General features: G+C 56.6%; 17 protein-coding genes and 1 tRNA gene. 7 read left to right on the forward strand and 11 right to left on the reverse strand.

What is annotated here, in order from left to right; genetic code table 11:
• Positions 1-81: 81 nt before the first annotated feature.
• Positions 82-1,521 carry a CAP domain-containing protein gene (locus tag GOW92_RS18660; RefSeq protein WP_170563163.1) on the forward strand — a complete coding sequence of 480 codons (1,440 nt, stop codon included), beginning with the start codon at positions 82-84 and terminating at the stop codon, positions 1,519-1,521.
• A 154-nt stretch (positions 1,522-1,675) separates the two neighbouring features.
• Here the strand turns inward: GOW92_RS18660 and GOW92_RS18665 are convergent.
• Positions 1,676-1,751 (reverse strand) — tRNA-Val (locus GOW92_RS18665).
• 262 nt (positions 1,752-2,013) lie between these two features.
• On the opposite strand from GOW92_RS18665, the gene modA reads away from it, so the two are divergent.
• Genes modA through modC form a run of 3 tightly spaced genes read left to right on the forward strand, consistent with a single transcriptional unit; the run spans position 2,014 to position 4,578 of the window.
• Positions 2,014-2,787, forward strand: a complete 774-nt coding sequence (modA, locus tag GOW92_RS18670) for a molybdate ABC transporter substrate-binding protein (RefSeq protein WP_170563260.1) — start codon at positions 2,014-2,016, stop codon at positions 2,785-2,787.
• 4 nt (positions 2,788-2,791) lie between these two features.
• Positions 2,792-3,484, forward strand: a complete 693-nt coding sequence (gene modB / locus GOW92_RS18675; RefSeq protein ID WP_170563167.1) for a molybdate ABC transporter permease subunit — start codon at positions 2,792-2,794, stop codon at positions 3,482-3,484.
• Complete coding sequence (gene modC / locus GOW92_RS18680) at positions 3,481-4,578, forward strand: molybdenum ABC transporter ATP-binding protein (protein WP_170563170.1); 1,098 nt, start codon at positions 3,481-3,483, stop codon at positions 4,576-4,578. The genes modB and modC overlap by 4 nt, the downstream gene beginning before the upstream one ends.
• On the opposite strand, the gene GOW92_RS18685 is transcribed toward modC, so the two are convergent.
• Entirely contained in the window at positions 4,575-5,495 is a 921-nt protein-coding gene (locus tag GOW92_RS18685) for a Hint domain-containing protein (RefSeq protein WP_170563175.1), read from the reverse strand. The two genes, modC and GOW92_RS18685, sit on opposite strands and share 4 nt — an antisense overlap.
• Before the next feature lie 14 nt (positions 5,496-5,509).
• Positions 5,510-5,839: a toxin-activating lysine-acyltransferase gene (locus GOW92_RS18690; RefSeq protein WP_170563178.1), complete on the reverse strand. Its 330-nt coding sequence runs from the start codon at positions 5,837-5,839 to the stop codon at positions 5,510-5,512.
• A gap of 179 nt (positions 5,840-6,018) precedes the next feature.
• Here GOW92_RS18690 and GOW92_RS18695 point away from each other — a divergent pair, with 179 nt between their 5' ends.
• The gene (locus tag GOW92_RS18695) at positions 6,019-6,429 is read left to right on the forward strand and encodes a hypothetical protein (RefSeq protein WP_170563181.1); all 411 of its coding nucleotides are present in this window, start codon (positions 6,019-6,021) and stop codon (positions 6,427-6,429) included.
• A 4-nt stretch (positions 6,430-6,433) separates the two neighbouring features.
• Here the strand turns inward: GOW92_RS18695 and hemF are convergent, their stop codons facing one another.
• From hemF to clpS, 4 genes are read right to left on the reverse strand one after another with little or no spacing between them, the layout of a single operon-like run.
• A complete protein-coding gene (gene hemF / locus GOW92_RS18700; protein WP_170563185.1) occupies positions 6,434-7,318 on the reverse strand; it encodes an oxygen-dependent coproporphyrinogen oxidase in 885 nt (294 codons plus the stop codon).
• Positions 7,319-7,323: 5 nt separating this feature from the next.
• On the reverse strand, positions 7,324-8,124 hold the full coding sequence (locus GOW92_RS18705; RefSeq protein ID WP_170563188.1) for an SDR family NAD(P)-dependent oxidoreductase: 801 nt from the start codon (positions 8,122-8,124) through the stop codon (positions 7,324-7,326).
• A 37-nt stretch (positions 8,125-8,161) separates the two neighbouring features.
• Positions 8,162-9,127, reverse strand: a complete 966-nt coding sequence (locus GOW92_RS18710; RefSeq protein WP_170563190.1) for a class I SAM-dependent methyltransferase — start codon at positions 9,125-9,127, stop codon at positions 8,162-8,164.
• Positions 9,128-9,157: 30 nt separating this feature from the next.
• The gene (gene clpS / locus GOW92_RS18715; protein ID WP_170563193.1) at positions 9,158-9,499 is read right to left on the reverse strand and encodes an ATP-dependent Clp protease adapter ClpS; all 342 of its coding nucleotides are present in this window, start codon (positions 9,497-9,499) and stop codon (positions 9,158-9,160) included.
• Between the two features lie 91 nt (positions 9,500-9,590).
• Here clpS and GOW92_RS18720 point away from each other — a divergent pair, with 91 nt between their 5' ends.
• Together GOW92_RS18720 and GOW92_RS18725 are read left to right on the forward strand one after the other, a co-directional pair.
• A complete protein-coding gene (locus GOW92_RS18720; protein WP_170563196.1) occupies positions 9,591-10,292 on the forward strand; it encodes an HAD family hydrolase in 702 nt (233 codons plus the stop codon).
• A 281-nt stretch (positions 10,293-10,573) separates the two neighbouring features.
• Positions 10,574-11,959 carry a D-alanyl-D-alanine carboxypeptidase family protein gene (locus GOW92_RS18725; RefSeq protein WP_170563199.1) on the forward strand — a complete coding sequence of 462 codons (1,386 nt, stop codon included), beginning with the start codon at positions 10,574-10,576 and terminating at the stop codon, positions 11,957-11,959.
• A gap of 59 nt (positions 11,960-12,018) precedes the next feature.
• On the opposite strand, the gene GOW92_RS18730 is transcribed toward GOW92_RS18725, so the two are convergent.
• The 4 genes from GOW92_RS18730 to GOW92_RS18745 all read right to left on the reverse strand — a co-directional run bounded on the left by GOW92_RS18730 (position 12,019) and on the right by GOW92_RS18745 (position 15,936).
• Positions 12,019-13,266 (reverse strand): hypothetical protein, encoded by a 1,248-nt coding sequence (locus GOW92_RS18730; RefSeq protein WP_170563202.1) that lies wholly within the window; start codon positions 13,264-13,266, stop codon positions 12,019-12,021.
• Between the two features lie 145 nt (positions 13,267-13,411).
• Complete coding sequence (locus tag GOW92_RS18735; protein WP_170563205.1) at positions 13,412-14,173, reverse strand: LamB/YcsF family protein; 762 nt, start codon at positions 14,171-14,173, stop codon at positions 13,412-13,414.
• 12 nt (positions 14,174-14,185) lie between these two features.
• Positions 14,186-15,184 carry a biotin-dependent carboxyltransferase family protein gene (locus tag GOW92_RS18740; RefSeq protein WP_170563208.1) on the reverse strand — a complete coding sequence of 333 codons (999 nt, stop codon included), beginning with the start codon at positions 15,182-15,184 and terminating at the stop codon, positions 14,186-14,188.
• Positions 15,181-15,936, reverse strand: a complete 756-nt coding sequence (locus GOW92_RS18745) for a 5-oxoprolinase subunit B family protein (protein WP_170563211.1) — start codon at positions 15,934-15,936, stop codon at positions 15,181-15,183. Before GOW92_RS18745 ends, GOW92_RS18740 begins: the two co-directional genes overlap by 4 nt.
• Positions 15,937-16,376: the final 440 nt, after the last annotated feature.

A 16,376-nucleotide genomic window follows, 5' to 3' on the forward strand; every position in this document is an offset into this window, starting at 1 on the left:
CTTCACGCGATTTTGGACTGCAGTTTTCACTGATCTGAACAAGTTTGACTGCAACTCGTGCGAACAATCGGAGGATGGACGATGTCGCAGGCCAGTGCGCTTGAGCGTGAAATGCTAAGTTTGATCAACGCAGAACGTACGTCGCGTGGCCTTGATCCTGTTCAACTTGAACTCCGCCTGAACGCTTCGGCTGAAGAGCATAGCCAGTGGATGCTGGGATCCGGCAATTTCTCTCATACCGGTGAGGGTGGAAGCTCGGCTACCCAGCGCATGCGCGACGCGGGTTTTGTATTGTCCGGATCATGGGCGACTGCCGAGAACATAGCCTGGCAAAGTCAGGGCGGTGAGCCGGGATTTTCAGACGATGTCGTTGATTTGCACAATGCGCTTATGAACAGCCCTGACCACCGCGCCAACATTCTAAATCCAAACTTGGCTTACATTGGTATCGGAATTGAGATTGGTTCATTTGGTGGCGTTCCTGCCGTCATTGTGACTCAGAACTTTGCCCGTACCACGGCGAGTGTCCAGTTGGACACTGGCGCGGGGTCGGATGCCGGCGGTTCCGATACGCCAGCCGATCCGATACCGGTAGTTCCCGATCCGGGCGAACCGGCAGATCCGGTTTCGACATCTTCGCAAGAGAATCTGTCATTTGGCGACGCGGATACCCTCAGAGTGACGCCGGAAGAACTGGATCAAAGTGTTATCAGCGGGTTTGGAGTGGGCAAGTCCCTCGTCATCGAAGGGGTTGAGCTTAGTCGGTCCAACATTCGCTTGACCGATAACTCGAACGTTGAATTCGATGTTGATGGTGACGGCACGGCGGATCTGACGATTTCGTTGGACGGTGGCCAATCGGGCGGTGACTTTTTTGCCATCACCAAGGATGGAAACACCGTGGTCAGCTATGCTAAATTTCTGCCTGACCTTGCGCCCGGGGTCCGCGTCGACAGCAGCGTAATCAACGGCATCGTGAACAACTCCTTTCTCGAAGGCGATGGCGCGACGGATTTTCGGATACAGATGGTCGACCTTGGAACCGCTGACTTCAACAATGTCCTTGGCGTTTATGATATTCTAAGTAACGGCGAAATCGCGAATGTGCGCCTGCTGTTCAAAAACACCAATGAAGCGAATGGCACGGTAGAGTTAAGTAATTTGGCTGATGGAAATCGCCTTGGATTCTTCATAGTTCAGAATGGTGCAGATTGGGCTAATTCCCTTTCAGACAGCGATGACTTGAATTTTGTTGCCAGCAACGGTGGCCTGGCAGACGTAGACGACGAATTTGACTTTGTTTTGACGGTAAACGGAGACTCTGCTGGCGTGACTACGTTTCACGCCGAAAAGGCTGCCTTGAATGGTGACGATCAACAACACGCGCTTTCCGGCGTTGTTTCGGGGGGCGAGTCAATGGCCATCGGCTTCGAGGACTTGACGGGAGGAGGCGACTCCGATTTCGAGGATGTCGTGTTCAACGTGACCAGGCTCGAGGATGACGCGCTTTCAATGGTTTGATTCTAACTTCCGAGCACATCCTGCTATACGCACAGAAAATCGCTGCAAGCCTTTCAAATCGACCCGCCAGGTCGGTCTAAGTAGTCGACTGACCGGACCAAAAACGAAACAAAATCGTTTTTGGTGAGTTCGATCGCCAATGCAGTGAAGTGGATGGTGGGTGATGAGAGACTCGAACTCCCGACATCTTCGGTGTAAACGAAGCGCTCTACCAACTGAGCTAATCACCCGTGACGCTGCATTTAGCCAAGCCTGCGCCCGGGTGCAAGAGGGTCCGGCAGAATTTCTTTCTCAGAGTTTGAATTGTTTGTGGCCGCCAAATCAATCCGGAGGGAAAATCGCTATGCTTTGTGATGTTGAGCCATTTCTATCGTGATCGGCATGTCGTTTTGCGTTCTGTCCAGTTGGTGATTGCAAAGGCGCTTGCGTGTTACCCGTCGCCTCAGATATCCCGAAAGTAACTGCAACTTTCCAGGCGGGAGAAAACCGATCCTGTCCCACGCGCGCCGAGTTCTGATCGCGGCCCTGGTTCTGGGTGCCTTGACGCTGGCTCCGCTTCGCGCGGGGGCCGAGGGGATTTTGGTGTTTGCGGCGGCCAGCCTCAAAACTGCGCTTGATGAGATAGCATCTGAGTTTGAGCAAGAAACCGGTCTAGGTGTGACAGTATCTTACGCTTCCTCGTCCGTTCTCGCGCGCCAGATTCAGTTGGGTGCCCCGGCCGACCTGTTCATTTCCGCCAATGTGGATTGGATGGATACGCTGCAGGATCAGGATCTTATTGACCCCGCTTCGCGCACTGACCTGCTTGGCAATGGGCTGGTTCTGGTCGTGGGGGGCGAGGGGGCTGACATCGCGGAAATGCAGCCTGAGAACGCTTTGGCCTCGGCGCTGGAAGACGGTTATTTGGCGATGGCATTGGTTGATGCCGTGCCAGCTGGAATCTATGGAAAAGCCGCATTGGAAAGTCTGGGGTTGTGGCAGGGGCTTCAGGGTCAGATCGCGCAGACAGATAACGTGCGCGCAGCCCTTGCATTGGTTGCCACGGGTGCGGTCCCGATGGGGATTGTCTACCGCTCCGATGCGCTGGTCGAGGGACGCGTTCGTGTCATCGCCGAGTTCTCCGCCGACCTGCACCCACCTATCATCTATCCGGCTGCTGTAACGGCAACTGGTGCAGAAAGCGCGCAGGTTTTTCTGAACTATCTGCAATCACAGCCCGCGCGGGTTGTTTTTGAAGCGCAGGGTTTTGCCCTGCCGAACGGATAACGGCATGGAGTGGTTGGGGCCTGCAGAGCTAGAGGCGCTAAAACTGTCGCTACGTGTGTCGTTTTGGGCAACGCTGGTCACATTGCCGTTGGGTATATTTGTTGCCTATGCGCTGGCCCGGTGGCGGTTTCCCGGACGACAGGTTTTGAATGGGCTGGTGCATCTTCCCTTGATCCTGCCGCCAGTGGTGACGGGCTATCTGCTTCTTCTGACTTTTGGCATTCAGGGGCCGTTGGGCAAGCTGCTGGCAGAGTTCGGAATCGTCGTGGCCTTTCGCTGGACTGGTGCCGCCCTTGCAGCGGGTATCATGGCGTTTCCTCTGATGGTGCGGGCGATACGCCTGTCGATCGAAGCTGTGGACCCCAAACTGGAACAGGCCGGTGCCACATTGGGCGCATCACGCTTGTTTGTGTTTGCGACAGTGACCCTTCCGATGATTCTGCCTGGTGTTATCGCCGGGGCGATATTGGCCTTTGCCAAGGCGATGGGAGAATTCGGTGCGACGATAACCTTTGTGTCAAACATCCCTGGTCAGACACAAACCCTGCCGTCCGCTGTCTATGCCTTCCTGCAAGTTCCGGGCGGTGAGGCAGCGGCAACCCGGCTGGTGGTGATCTCGATAGTGGTTGCCATGGGTGCATTGTTGTTGTCCGAGTTCATTGGGCGGCGTGTCGCTGCGCGGGTGGCCGGAACATGAACCTATCCGTTCGCCTCAAGCACGATCTACCCGACCTGAAGCTGGATCTGAGCTTTGATGCACCGGCCGGTGTGACGGTTCTGTTCGGGCGGTCCGGATCTGGGAAAACGACCATCGTCAATGCTGTTGCCGGGCTGGTGAAGCCGATGGCCGGTCGCGTTGCCGTCGATGAGTGGGAGCTGTTTGACACCGCGCAGGGCCTTTGGTTGCCGCCGCACAAGCGGCGGCTGGGGTATATCTTTCAGGAGGGACGGCTTTTTCCGCACCTCACCGTGCGCCAGAACCTGTTTTACGGAAAATGGTTCGCACCCAAGGGTGCGCGCAGCGAAGACCCGGGAAAAGTGATCGACATGCTGGGGATTGGTCACCTGTTGAACCGGCGTCCTTCCGGGCTGTCTGGTGGAGAAAAGCAGCGTGTTGCCATTGGCCGCGCACTCTTGGCAAGTCCCCGACTGATCCTGGCGGATGAGCCTTTGGCGGCGCTCGATGATGCGCGTAAGGCCGAGATTCTTCCCTATTTCGAACGGCTGCGGGATGAGGTTTCGGTGCCGATTCTGTACGTCACCCACTCGGCTGCCGAAGTTGCGCGTTTGGCGACTTCGGTCGTCGCGCTGCAAGACGGCAGGGTGCTGCGGCACGGCCCGGCCTCGGATGTATTGGCCGATCCATCGGTTGCACCGGCCGGAGTGCGGGCCGTTGGTGCCGTTCTTCAGGTCCGGGTCCTCAAACATCATTCAGATGGGCTGACCGAGTTGGATGCGGGCGGGGCGTCCCTGTTTTTGCCCCAAATCCCTCATAAAATCGCGGAAGAGCTGCGTATCCGCATCCCTGCACAAGAAGTCATCTTGTCCAGCAAGCGCCCCGAGGGGCTTTCGGCATTAAACGTTCTGGAAGGTACGGTCGATACGGTTCGCGCAGGCGAGGGGCCGGGGGCGATTGTATCTGTGAGGACTCCAGCCGGTTCCATTTTGGCGCGGGTCACCCGCCGTTCTGTCGAAGCGTTGGGGTTGGAACCTGGCAAACCCTGTTTTGCGGTCATCAAAACGGTCGCATTGGCTCCGCAGGACGTTGGTGGGTATCGGCGCGGGGGCTAAGCCAACGCACGGGCTTCGAATTCACGCAGGATCAGTCGGGCCGCCCTGCCGAAACCCATCCCATCCGGGGTGGCGGTGTTGGGGAAAATGGCGGCGAGTTCCTGCAATGCGTCCGAGGACAGCGTGTATAGGGATTCCTCGCCTAGATAGAGACTTTCCGCCATTGCCCCCTCGGCCGTCAATATTTCGTGGTTATCCAGCAGGATGTGAAAATACTCGACCGGGTCATCTGAAGTATCAATTGAAATACCGGGCCAGGAACAAAGGTGCTTGGCCGCAACTAGCGCTTCGTGTGCGCCGAACAATAGTTCGACCTTTGGCCCGCGGACAAGAATGCGGTGCCGCTGGGACACCAGCAGATCGCGTTCGGGCTGTCCTGTACCCAAGCTGCCCGCTTTGATCCGAACCGGTCGCATGGCGGGATTTTCCCGTAACCGTTCCGGCGACAAGGCGCTGCTTTCTACCCACCGGATCGGTTGCAGGCCGCGGTCCACGGTCATCACCTTGTCGCCAACTGTCAGGGTCTCGATCCTTTGGTCACCGCCTTCGGTCAGGATCAGTGTGCCTGCCGTAAAGCAGACGCCTTCTATTGTAATGTCGACCCTGAGGGTATCGGTTACAGGGAAAATCCCCTCGTCTGGTACGGCAAGTAACCCTCGTACTCGAATGACGAAGAAATCATCCAAAAGTTCTCCGTCATCAAGGTCAGAAAAATCGTCAGGATCGACCGTGTATACCCATTCCCCTGTGTCTTCATCTATTGTTAAGGTGCCAAACTGAGGTGGCGTGGCGATCGTCCAAGTTGGATTTATTAAGAATGTAAACGAAAGCACCGGGTCGGCCACCGGAGTGTCCGTAACGGTGTTAGGCGGATTGCCTGTAACAAACCCTGAGTCATTCCCAACAATTGAAACCATCTCAGGACCTCTCCTCAGTTAGAGCCAGAGCGAATTCGTGAATGTGGAATGGACTTTTTCAAGCTATCAACAATTTGCTTGTTTTGGCCAAATGGAGCGACCAGGTCGACGATCCAAAAGGACGAACAGCTTGTGTAATCCTTGTCCTTTAAGGGTTTCTTTTTAACCGCGTACCTGTACTCAACCTCAGAGCTTAGGCCCGCGAATGTTACAAAGCCGCGTGGAAACCCATTTTGGCGAAATATGTTGTATTGTCCTAACCGGAGTGGTGTTTCAAAGGTGCAACGAACTTGACCAAGGGTCCATTTTCGATGCGTTTCCGTCAAACCTGCCAGCAAAAACATCGCGCTGAAATCCGCTTACTTGTCGGGTGGGAAGTCAAACCAACCTTTTGGGAACGTGTTACTCGATACAAACCTCAACCAAGTACTCGGTTTGCCGGTTTTTTCACAGCAATCTTTACTCGTTGCCTCGGTCCACTATGATCCTTGGAAAGTTCTGTTTCGAAACGGGAATTGTGGTTATGCGGATTGTGAAGATGGCCGTCGTGGCAATTGTTGCAGCGTCACCTGTAATTGCGCAGGGAATTGGGGTCAGGATCGGCAATTATCCGGGCTTTAAGACCACGGTCACGCCCAAGGCCAATGGTGTTTATGAGGTCTCCGCCAGCGGGACCTCGGCTCCGGTGGCGTATTGGTGCGGCATAGGGGACTTTGCAATTCGCACACTCAGAACCAAAGCAACACAGCGCATCTATATTGTCCGCGCCTATGAGAAGGGCGTGCGTACGGTGCAGTTCTCACTCACCCCACCCGAAGGGGTCGATACTACGCCGGGCTACTCTATTACAGTAAAACGCGTGGGCGAGAACATGTCGGCGGGGTCCGCGCAGGGTTATTGCTGGGACAATTTTTTGGATTTTGGGTTCCGATAACCTATCAGGCCCATTTTGCCATTGGCGGAAGGCTCATCAGTACCGCATCCGGGTCATGGCCAGTTTCCAGCCCGAATTTTGTGCCCCGGTCGTAGACGAGGTTGTATTCGGCATAAAGGCCCCGATGCACCAGTTGGGTGTCCTTGTCCGGTTTATCAAAATCCTGCACACGGCGCTTTTCGACCAACGGCAGGAAAGCAGGCAAGAACGCGCGGCCGATGTCCTGTGTCAGCGCGAAATCCGAGGCCCAGTCTCCGGTGCAATAGTCATCCATAAATATCCCGCCTACGCCACGGGCGCGTTTCCGGTGGGGAATATAGAAATACTCATCAGCCCAGTCTTTCAGTCGGGGGTAGTGGCCGGGACCATGCGGATCCAGATGCGCCTTTTGGGTCGCATGAAAATGCGCTGTGTCTTCGTCATATTCGATGCAAGGGTTCAGGTCCGATCCACCGCCGAACCACCACGCGTGCGGGGTCCAGAACATGCGCGTGTTCATATGAACGGCCGGCACATGTGGGTTCTGCATATGCGCAACCAGCGAGATGCCCGAGGCCCAAAACCGCGGGTCTTCGGTCATTCCCGGAATACCCTTGCGCGCTGCCATGGCCTGCTGTGCGCGAGTACCTAGCGTGCCGTACACAGTCGAGACATTGACGCCGACTTTTTCAAAAACCCGACCGCCACGCATCACGGACATCAACCCGCCGCCCGCATCGGTTCCGTCCTCGGACTGGCGTTTGGTTTCCTTGACCTCAAACCGGCCAGGTGTCGTGTCTGCAAACGGGCCAGTGTTGTGGCTGTCTTCAAGTGCCTCAAACGCGGCGACGATTTCGTCGCGCAATTGGCGAAACCACGCGGCGGCGGTTGATTTTTCGGTATCAAACATGAGGCTTAATGCGCTGGGGCTGCGACGGGGTCCAACAAGGTACGACCTCCGTCAATTGTCAGAATCTGCCCGGTAATGAACCCGGCCGCGTCCGAAGCCAGAAACTGTGCCGTCTCGGTCAGCTCGTTCGGGGCCGCGATCCGGGCCAGAGGCGTATGTTTCTCGATATCGTCGCGAAAACCCCGGTTTTCCTTGAGAGTGGACTGGAGCGAGGCGCTCATGACAGACCCCAACGCGATGGAATTGACGCGGATTCGTTTCGGGGCAAAGGCAACAGCCAACGAGCGTGTCATCTGGTCCAGCGCCGCTGTAGAAACAGAGTAGGCCATCAGATCGGGATGGGTGCGCCGCGCCGCGATCGAGGACAGGTTGATTATCGACCCGGCAGGGCCTTCGTCGTTGTCACCTGCTTGTTTTATCATACGCTTGGCAACCGCCTGGCTTAGTCGTAGCGCGGGCATCAGGTTTTGATTAAGCAGGGTACGCACGGAATCGTCGTCCGTATCCAGCGGGTCGGATGGGATCACCTGCCGTGCGCCGTTAATCAGAATGTCAACCTGATCAAACGCATCCAGCGTGGCCGACAGCAGGTTTGCTATGGTCAGCTTTTCCCGCAGATCGCCCGCGAAAAATCGGATGTTGCTGTCATCTGCCTGCTCACCCAATTCTTCCGCCAACCGTTTTTCATCCATGTCGGCGAACATGACATTTGCTCCGGCATCCGAAAAGTGGCGCCCGATGGCCAATCCGACGCCACTGGCGCCGCCTGTGACGATGGCGGTCTTGCCGGCTATGGAAAAGGACATGCTTTGTCTCCTGATTTGCGGCGCAGGTTAGCCGGGATTATGCCCTAGGGCGAGAGGCGTGGAACACCTTGAACCGATTGTCGCCTGACACCTCGCGCACTTGTGCGAAACTTTCGTCCAATGTGGCCTCGTACGGCAGGTGGCGATTGGCCACCATCCACAGATCGCCATTGCGGGTCAGGTTGCGGGCGGCGGATTTGATAAATCCTTGGCCCAGTTCGGGGTCGGCGGCGCGCGCTGTGTGGAACGGCGGATTCATGACCACGGTGTCCAACGGTTCCGGTGCGTTCCATGTGACGGCATCGGCCCAATGGAACTGTGCGCAGGTCTCGTCCAAATTAACACGGGCGCAGGTCAGGGCGATGTGATCGGCCTCGACCAGATGCAAAACACGGGGATTGGTCCGCTTAAGCACTTCCGCAGACAAGTAACCCCATCCCGCACCCAGATCGGCGATCCGGGAACCCAGTTTTTTGGGCAGCGCGCGCAACAGCAAGGCGGAGGCCGGGTCAATCCCATCCGCTGAAAACACGCCGGGCGCGGTGCGGAAGCCGTCGACCACCTGTTCTATGGGCGCGGCCCAGTCAGCGAACGCCTCTGGCGTTGAGCGGAACCAAAAAATCTTTCCATGAGCTTTGGCGATGGGACCCTGGACATCGACGCGTTTGCGAATGTCTTTCAGCAGGCTATCGACGCCGTCGGTTTTTGCGCCGTCGATGACAACCTGCCCGCTGGCCCGCTGACAGGCTTGATGCACCAAACTGCGCGCCAGTGCCTTGGCGCGGGGCACGACCACGATGGCATCCTGACAGGGTGCGTCGGATTCTGGGACCGCCGTAATGCCCTGCTCGGCAAAATGGTCGTGAAACGGTTTGAATGGCTGAACCACCTGTGTCTCACGCGGCAGGGCGGATAGGTCGCTATCCAGTGTCGGTCCAAGCACGCTTAGCGGTTGCGACAGCACAAGGCCGCTTTGCAGGGCAAGATCAAGACGAGGGGACATCGGCAATTCCGGAAGAGTGGTCAGATGACCTTATTCTTCCCGTTCCATTGTGCATTGCAGGGGGTGTTGGTGCCTGCGGGCAAAGTCCATGACCTGGCCCACTTTGGTTTCGGCGATTTCATGGCTGAAGACACCAACTACCGCGACGCCCTTTTTGTGAACGGTCAACATGATTTCGAACGCCTCGGCGTGGGTCATGCCAAAGAATCGCTCAAGCACGTGCACCACAAACTCCATCGGTGTGTAGTCATCGTTCAGCAGCAGCACTTTGTACAGCGGTGGGCGCTTGGTCTTAGGGCGCGTCTGCACCAACAGCGACGGATCACCGTCGTCGTCCGGTTTGTCAGACATCATCCATTTGTGTTCAGTCATTGCGCCCTTGTCCGATTCAGGCTTCGGTTTGTCTGGACGGTTATATAACGTGCAAGGGGCCAGAGAAAAGAGCCTGCAGGACGTAATCGAAATGGAAAAAGCGCTGACCACAATCGGGTTCGACGCCGACGACACACTTTGGCACAACGAGCGTTTTTTTCAGCTGACGCAGGCGCATTTCACAGAATTGCTGGCCGATCACGCCGATCGCGATCACCTGTTGGATCGTCTGCTTGCTGCGGAAAAGCGCAATATCCGGCATTACGGCTACGGAATCAAAGGTTTCACCCTGTCGATGATCGAAACTGCAATCGAAGTCACCGAGGACCGCGTCCCGGCATCTGTGATCCGTCAATTGGTCGAGGCCGGGCAGGACATGCTGGCCCACCCGATTGAGTTGTTGCCGCATGCGCGTGAGGCCATTGAGGCGGTGGCTGATACGCATCGGGTGATTCTGATCACCAAGGGCGATCTGATTGACCAGGAAAGGAAGTTGGCGCAATCGGGGTTAGGTGAGCTGTTCGACGAGGTCGAGATCGTGTCCGAAAAATCGGCTCAAACCTACCGTGACATCTTTGCGCGACATGGTGACGGCTCCGATTCTGCAATGATGGTGGGCAATTCGATGCGATCCGATGTCGTCGCCCCAATCCAGGCCGGTTGTTGGGGTGTCTATGTGCCACATGGTTTGGTTTGGGAGATCGAAAAGGCCGAAACCCCGTCGGACAACGCGCGCTATTGCGAGCTGCGGGATTTAGGCGAACTTGCGGATCTGGTTCGGCGCCTGAGTTGATGTTGCCAATTGGCCTCAGTTTTCGAAAAACGGGGCGGGTTTGGCGTTAATGGGTTTAGGCTGCGTGGATATGGTGGGTCGCGTGGCGTGAATGTCTACATGTAGTGTCCGTTCTGACCTTTAACGAAACAGCGATTTTGCACGCTTTCGGTTTATTTAATTGGGTCTCTGTGTTAGCCTTGTCAGTAATAAAATATAAATTGCGCTGACCGGGAAAACCCGGCGGCCTGAGGTAGACAGAGGCAAAGATCGTGCAGGTTCGGCGGACAGTTCCGGCCCGAATGGGCTTATTTCTCATAGCATTCTTGTGGCTGCTCTCCTTTGCGCCGTTGCAGGGATTTGCGGCACCATATGCGGCGATGGTCATTGACGCGCGGACAGGAGAGGTTCTGCATTCGCGTAATGCTGACACCCGCTTGCATCCGGCCTCTCTGACCAAGATGATGACCCTCTACATCGCTTTCGAGGCGGTGCGGAACGGTGAAATTACCTTGGATACGCCCGTTAGAATTACAAAAAAGGCCTCTTCCGAGCCCCCCTCGAAGTTGGGCCTGCGTACCGGGCAAACGATTGCGTTCCGGTATCTGATCCGGGCGGCAGCGGTAAAGTCTGCCAATGACGCCGCCACGGCCATCGGGATCGCGATCAGCGGGTCTGAGGCCGCATTCGCCCGTCGCATGACGCGCACGGCCAAGGCCATGGGTATGAGCCGCACAACGTTCAAGAACGCACATGGCTTGACGGAATCAGGTCACTTGTCGACCGCGCGGGATATGACCACGCTGGGTCGCCATCTGCTTTATGATTATCCGCAGTATTACAACCTGTTCTCGCGCCAATCCACGCATGCCGGGATTAAGACGGTTCCCAACACGAACCGTCGCCTGTTGGCAGCTTACAAAGGTGCCGACGGGATCAAGACCGGATACACGCGGGCTGCCGGCTTTAACCTGGTTGCATCGGCCAAACGCAAAGACGAACGCATTATCGCAACTGTGTTTGGTGGCAAATCCGGCGCATCGCGGAATGCAAAAGTGGCAGAGTTGCTGGACATGGGATTCCGCCGTGCCCCCTCGCGTGCCCCGATCCGCAAGCCGGCCCGCCCCACCTATGCCGGGAACGCGGGATTGGGCGCAACCGTGGCGGCGCTGACCATTGCGCCAAAATCCAGCCTGCGCCCCGTACTGCGCCCTGGGCCGGGTGCCGCAGTTCAGGTTGCTGGCACCGTGGCTGAGACGGCTGCCAAAAACGGTACGCGTATAAAGGACGGAATCGCTGCGGCTATCGCGGCTGCCGACATCCAACCGTCTGGTGACAGTGACGCGACCCGCCCCGCTGCGCGCCCGGCTGATCTGGTTCTGGCCTCGACTGAACCGGCAGCGCAGCCCGAGCCTGAGCAAGAGATCGTAACCCGCCTGTCCACATCGGGTGGGCGACTATGGGGCGTGAACGTAGGCCGCTATACCACCCGATATGAGGCGGAAAAGATCTTGCTGAAAACGGCCCTGTCGGAAATGACCACTCTGGAAGGCACGCTGCGCAAGGTGAACCAAAGCTCGCGCGGCTTCGACGCAACGTTTCAGGGCATGACCCGGGAACAGGCCGATCTGGCCTGTCGCCGGTTGCAGGCCCGGAACGTCACTTGTTTCATGATCGGACCGTCATAAGGCTCGACATACTCTCCTGAATGGATCTGGGCTGCGCGGAAACTCGCAGCCTTTTTTTATCAGTCAAAGACGTGGCCGTGTTCGTATTGTTCGTCCTGACCCGCCGCGGCTGTCAGGGCGGCCACGTTATCTTTAGTAAAGAACCCGTCATAGTGGTGACAGCGTTCGATATATTCGGTGATCAGCAGCGTGTATTTCGAGTGCTTTGAGAAGATCTGCTTTAGGTTCGGGTCATCTTTACACTCACCCACCACATGGGCCAGGAACGGCACGCCCTTGTCTTTTAGCGTGTTGACCACGAAGTCGACATTCTTTTCACCCGCGCCGTGGTCACCATCCTGAATCTCGACCGCCATGTGGTGCAAACGGCGGCCAAAATTTCGCACGAAATCCTCGGTCGGCATCGGCAATTGTTCAAAGGAATTGACGAAAGATGGCGTGTTGTTTGCGGTGAAGACCTTGGCCGGGGACTTCTTATCATCGTCGACATTCGCGTTTCGGTTCACGTTGGTCGACGAATTCATGTCGAAGATGTTGTACGCGCCCCAAAAGTAATAAGGCACCATGGTCAGAAATTCGAGGATCGCGTCCTCACGCTCACCAGCCAGAATGCGTGTTGCAAGGTGATCGATCCCCAGCATCAATGGCGCGATTTTGCTGTCAGCCCCGAATGCGGCTGCCTGATCTAGGCGAGCCTGTTCGTCATTGCTCAGCAAAACGCGGTCACCTAAGCCAAGGCTGTCGGTGTCGTTGAAATCTAGGGATGAATAGCCAACCCTGTTACATGTGAAATCAGACGGGGACGTAAATCTGAATCCGTCCAGAGTGTAGAACGGGTTTTCAGTGTCGCCCTTGTACTCAAATCTGATGTTCTGATCTTCAAGTGTTTTGGTCAGGGTGTTGAGGTCCGTGGCACCAAACACTTCTCCGACATAACGGGTCTGGGGGGTATTGCGGGCCAGCGGGTACATCCGGTTGATGCGTGGGATAAAGTCTTCAAAGGTCGCGCTCAGCGGAGCCATGACGATCATTGCGGGATAATCGGAGTGCGAATGCAGCACCGCAAATTTGTGCGTCTGGCCTAGATAGCTGGCCGTATGCCGGTAAGGTGTCATGACATATAGTTCGATCAGCGTGTCGAACACAGCGTCCGGTTCAACCTGAATGACGATCGCGCGCATCGCCCCAACCTGGTCGGCTACGCCCGAGCTTTGACGGCGTTCGTAGATCATCGGCAGGTATTGGTGAAAGAACTCTGAGTTCTTTTTGTCGCCGCGCGGTTCATAATTCATCAGATCGAAAGACATTGGCCAGCCTCCTTGCCCATACCGGTCCAGCATGGCGTTGCTTAGAATTGTGGTATTCAGAACATGCACTTGCTGGTCATGCTAGGGTCTGAATTCCGTGCAGGCAACAGTCAGAGGATAGATCGTCAGGTTTAAGGCCTTCTTTCTACCGCATGAATTTTGTTACCTCGACCCCGCCCTCGATCAGACATGCCCGAACCGAACGTGCAATCTGGACCGCAGTGGGGCCATCACCATGTAGGCATATCGTATCGATCGGCGTTTCCAGTCGCGATCCGCTTTCGGTGATGATGGCGCCCTCGCGCACCATATTCAGGATGCGCGGGCCGGCAATTTCGGGATCGTGAATAACTGCTCCTGGCAAACTGCGGTCAACGAGGGTTCCATCGTCGTTATAGGCCCTGTCCGCAAAGATCTCTCCGACCCATTTGCAACCTAGCTCGCGCACGGCCTCTTCCTGTTTGGTGACGGCCAGTACCATGATGATGATGTCGTGGTCGACGTCGAGCGCGCCCTGATAACAAGCCCGCGCCATGTCGATATCGACCGAGCACATGTTGGCCAGCGCCCCGTGCAGCTTCAGATGCCGCACTTCGGTGCCAACGGCCTTGGCCATTCCGATCGCAGCCCCCAACTGAAACCGCACCAGATTGCGCAGGCTGTTGTGAGGCACTTTCATATTACGCCGGCCAAAACCCTGCAGGTCAGGAAAACCGGGATGCGCGCCGATTCCGACATCGTTTTCGGCGGCTAATGTCATCGTCTTGGCCATCACATCCGGGTCGCCGGCATGAAAGCCGCAAGCTATATTGGCAGACGTGATGATCTTAAGCAGACTTTCGTCATCGCCCATCTTCCAGGGGCCAAAGCTTTCGCCCATATCGGCATTCAGATCGACGCTTGGCATTATTCGTACTCCCTAGTCGGTGGCAGAGATCATTCCGCCGATCAATTGGTAGGATAAGAGGTCCGGGATGTCATGCGGGTCACGGACCAGAGGCTCGACCCGTGCCGCCAGGCGGACGAGTTCGGCTTTGTAGGCAGATTGCAGGATTGCTGCTTCGTCCATTGAAACGAATTCAAACCTGATCTTGCCGCCCGCCGGAGTTTGCGCCGCGCGCGGCAGATCACAGGGCAGGACAGTGGCTATCCGGGGATACCCGCCCGTTGTTTGACACTCAGGCAGCAGAATAAACGGGTTTCCGGTTCCGGTCATTTGTATGTCGCCGGGGGTTATAACCTCGGACAGGATATTGAGCTGACCTTGGGCCGCGAAACCCTCACCCTCGCTATCCAATTGCATCCCCATACGGTTGGCCCGGCTACCGCGCCGAAATTCAGTCTGGGCAAATCGGTCCAGCGTTTCTTGATCGAATAGGGGTGTCTGAAAGCTGGCGATCACCCGCAGAACGCCACCCGAGAAACGGTCATCCGGGGTAAGCCTCATGCCCCTGATGGGCGGCCCGCTGTTTGCAGGCAGAGTGTCTCCGGCTTGGACGGCTCTCCCAATCTTGGCCGTCAGGTGCGCTGAGCGTGATCCAAGAAAGGGCTTGGACGCGACCCCTCCGCTGACATGCAGGTAACCATAAGTCCCGCGCGTCACCGCACCAATCACCAGCCGCTGCCCGGCTTCCATCTGGTGCGACGCATTCCAGACCACCGGTGCGCCGTCAATACTGGCCTGCATTGGCGCGCCGGTTAGTGCGATGCCAAGAGGTTGCGTCGCTTCGAGCTCTCCACCCATTCCAGCCATTTCCAAAGCTGCAAGCTGAGGGCTTTGGCCAAGCAACACCGCGCCTTCGTGCAACGCCCGCAGATCTGCTGCGCCAGATCGGGATAGTCCCTGATCCAAATACCCGACGCGTCCCTGATCTTGAATGGTGCAGGCAGGACCAATGCGGTGCACAAACAAACTCATCCCGCGATCTCCTCGCAGGTGGCCCCGCCCGTGCCGTCCAAATTGTTGGCGCGGATGGCCTCCAGTTCATCGCGCGAAATCGGCAAAAACTGCATTTCATCCCCTGGCTTCAACGCAAAGCTTTGCGGCCCGTCGGGGCGGAAGCAGCGAAATGCTGTTTGACCTACGTGCCGCCAACCGGTCGGGGTCGGGCCCGAGAACAAAACGAATTGGGAAATCGCCAACACTAACGCCCCCTCTGGGACCATCGGCGTCAATTCCTTCAGGCGTGGAATGTTGAACTCTGGCCCCAGCGGTCCGAGATAGGGCTGCCCGGGTGCAAAGCCGATCGTCAATACGCGAACCTTTGTGTCGCTCAGCCGCCTGATTGCTTCTACGGGATCCAGGCCCGCCGCCGCTGCCGCCTCGTCCAGTTGAGGCGCAAGTTCGCCTCCATAAACCGTCGGAACCCGCCACAGCCTGCGGCCGGTGGGCAGCGGAGCGTCCAGCCAATTCTGCTGCGCAAGTAGGTGCTGTACTTTGTCTTGGATCTCAGCACGAGGCAATTTGTCGGGATCAAACCTCAGGTAGGCCGATGCTAGTGACGCGGAGGTTTCGATAACTCCGTCCCAGGTTGCTGTGTCCACTGCGTTCCTAAAGGCCAGTGCTGCCCGGTTCGAGGGCTCTGCCATGGCATCGGCAAAGGAAACAAGAAGGCCGTCATAGCCTACAGTGCTTATGCGTGGGAACGTGTCGGCAGTATTGGCAGTCATTTCGCGGCTAACCCGGGCATCTTCTAGGGGCGACCACACATTATCATGCCGCAATGCGCAAGCCCGGCGTGGGTTGAGGCGTAAGGATTCTATGTCCAATGTTCGTTCCAACTCGATTTTTTGGCCAATTCCGACTCATTGAATCGCAACCGACTCGTTTGAGTCTTGTGGTCTGATGGGGCGACCTGACTATATATAGGGGTGCGCTTTTCATTGAAGCGGGCCGGTGTAACGATGACATGCAATCCTACTTGTAGTGCGGTCATTCAAGGGAGTGTTAGGTGTTTGATAACATTTTGATAAAAAACAACTAAATAGGGAAAATGAAAAAAATCGCCAAAGACGTCATTTTCCGCTTGCGGACTTATGCGGTTATACTTAGAACCCCCTTCACCGGCGCTGCTGAGGCGCTTGGGACGCTGCGGAAGCGGCGGAGACGC

It is taken from the genome of Ruegeria atlantica (assembly GCF_013032505.1).
Classification (GTDB): domain Bacteria; phylum Pseudomonadota; class Alphaproteobacteria; order Rhodobacterales; family Rhodobacteraceae; genus Ruegeria; species Ruegeria atlantica_F.

Bases quoted from the DNA above. Each gene is read 5' to 3' on its own strand.
- GOW92_RS18660 (WP_170563163.1), top strand. From the start codon at position 82: ATGTCGCAGGCCAGTGCGCTTGAGCGTGAAATGCTAAGTTTGATCAAC.
- modB (WP_170563167.1), top strand. From the start codon at position 2,792: ATGGAGTGGTTGGGGCCTGCAGAGCTAGAGGCGCTAAAACTGTCGCTA.
- modC (WP_170563170.1), top strand. From the start codon at position 3,481: ATGAACCTATCCGTTCGCCTCAAGCACGATCTACCCGACCTGAAGCTG.
- GOW92_RS18685 (WP_170563175.1), bottom strand. From the start codon at position 5,495: ATGGTTTCAATTGTTGGGAATGACTCAGGGTTTGTTACAGGCAATCCG.
- GOW92_RS18690 (WP_170563178.1), bottom strand. From the start codon at position 5,839: ATGTTTTTGCTGGCAGGTTTGACGGAAACGCATCGAAAATGGACCCTT.
- GOW92_RS18695 (WP_170563181.1), top strand. From the start codon at position 6,019: ATGCGGATTGTGAAGATGGCCGTCGTGGCAATTGTTGCAGCGTCACCT.
- hemF (WP_170563185.1), bottom strand. From the start codon at position 7,318: ATGTTTGATACCGAAAAATCAACCGCCGCCGCGTGGTTTCGCCAATTG.
- GOW92_RS18705 (WP_170563188.1), bottom strand. From the start codon at position 8,124: ATGTCCTTTTCCATAGCCGGCAAGACCGCCATCGTCACAGGCGGCGCC.
- GOW92_RS18710 (WP_170563190.1), bottom strand. From the start codon at position 9,127: ATGTCCCCTCGTCTTGATCTTGCCCTGCAAAGCGGCCTTGTGCTGTCG.
- clpS (WP_170563193.1), bottom strand. From the start codon at position 9,499: ATGACTGAACACAAATGGATGATGTCTGACAAACCGGACGACGACGGT.
- GOW92_RS18720 (WP_170563196.1), top strand. From the start codon at position 9,591: ATGGAAAAAGCGCTGACCACAATCGGGTTCGACGCCGACGACACACTT.
- GOW92_RS18725 (WP_170563199.1), top strand. From the start codon at position 10,574: ATGGGCTTATTTCTCATAGCATTCTTGTGGCTGCTCTCCTTTGCGCCG.
- GOW92_RS18730 (WP_170563202.1), bottom strand. From the start codon at position 13,266: ATGTCTTTCGATCTGATGAATTATGAACCGCGCGGCGACAAAAAGAAC.
- GOW92_RS18735 (WP_170563205.1), bottom strand. From the start codon at position 14,173: ATGCCAAGCGTCGATCTGAATGCCGATATGGGCGAAAGCTTTGGCCCC.
- GOW92_RS18740 (WP_170563208.1), bottom strand. From the start codon at position 15,184: ATGAGTTTGTTTGTGCACCGCATTGGTCCTGCCTGCACCATTCAAGAT.
- GOW92_RS18745 (WP_170563211.1), bottom strand. From the start codon at position 15,936: ATGACTGCCAATACTGCCGACACGTTCCCACGCATAAGCACTGTAGGC.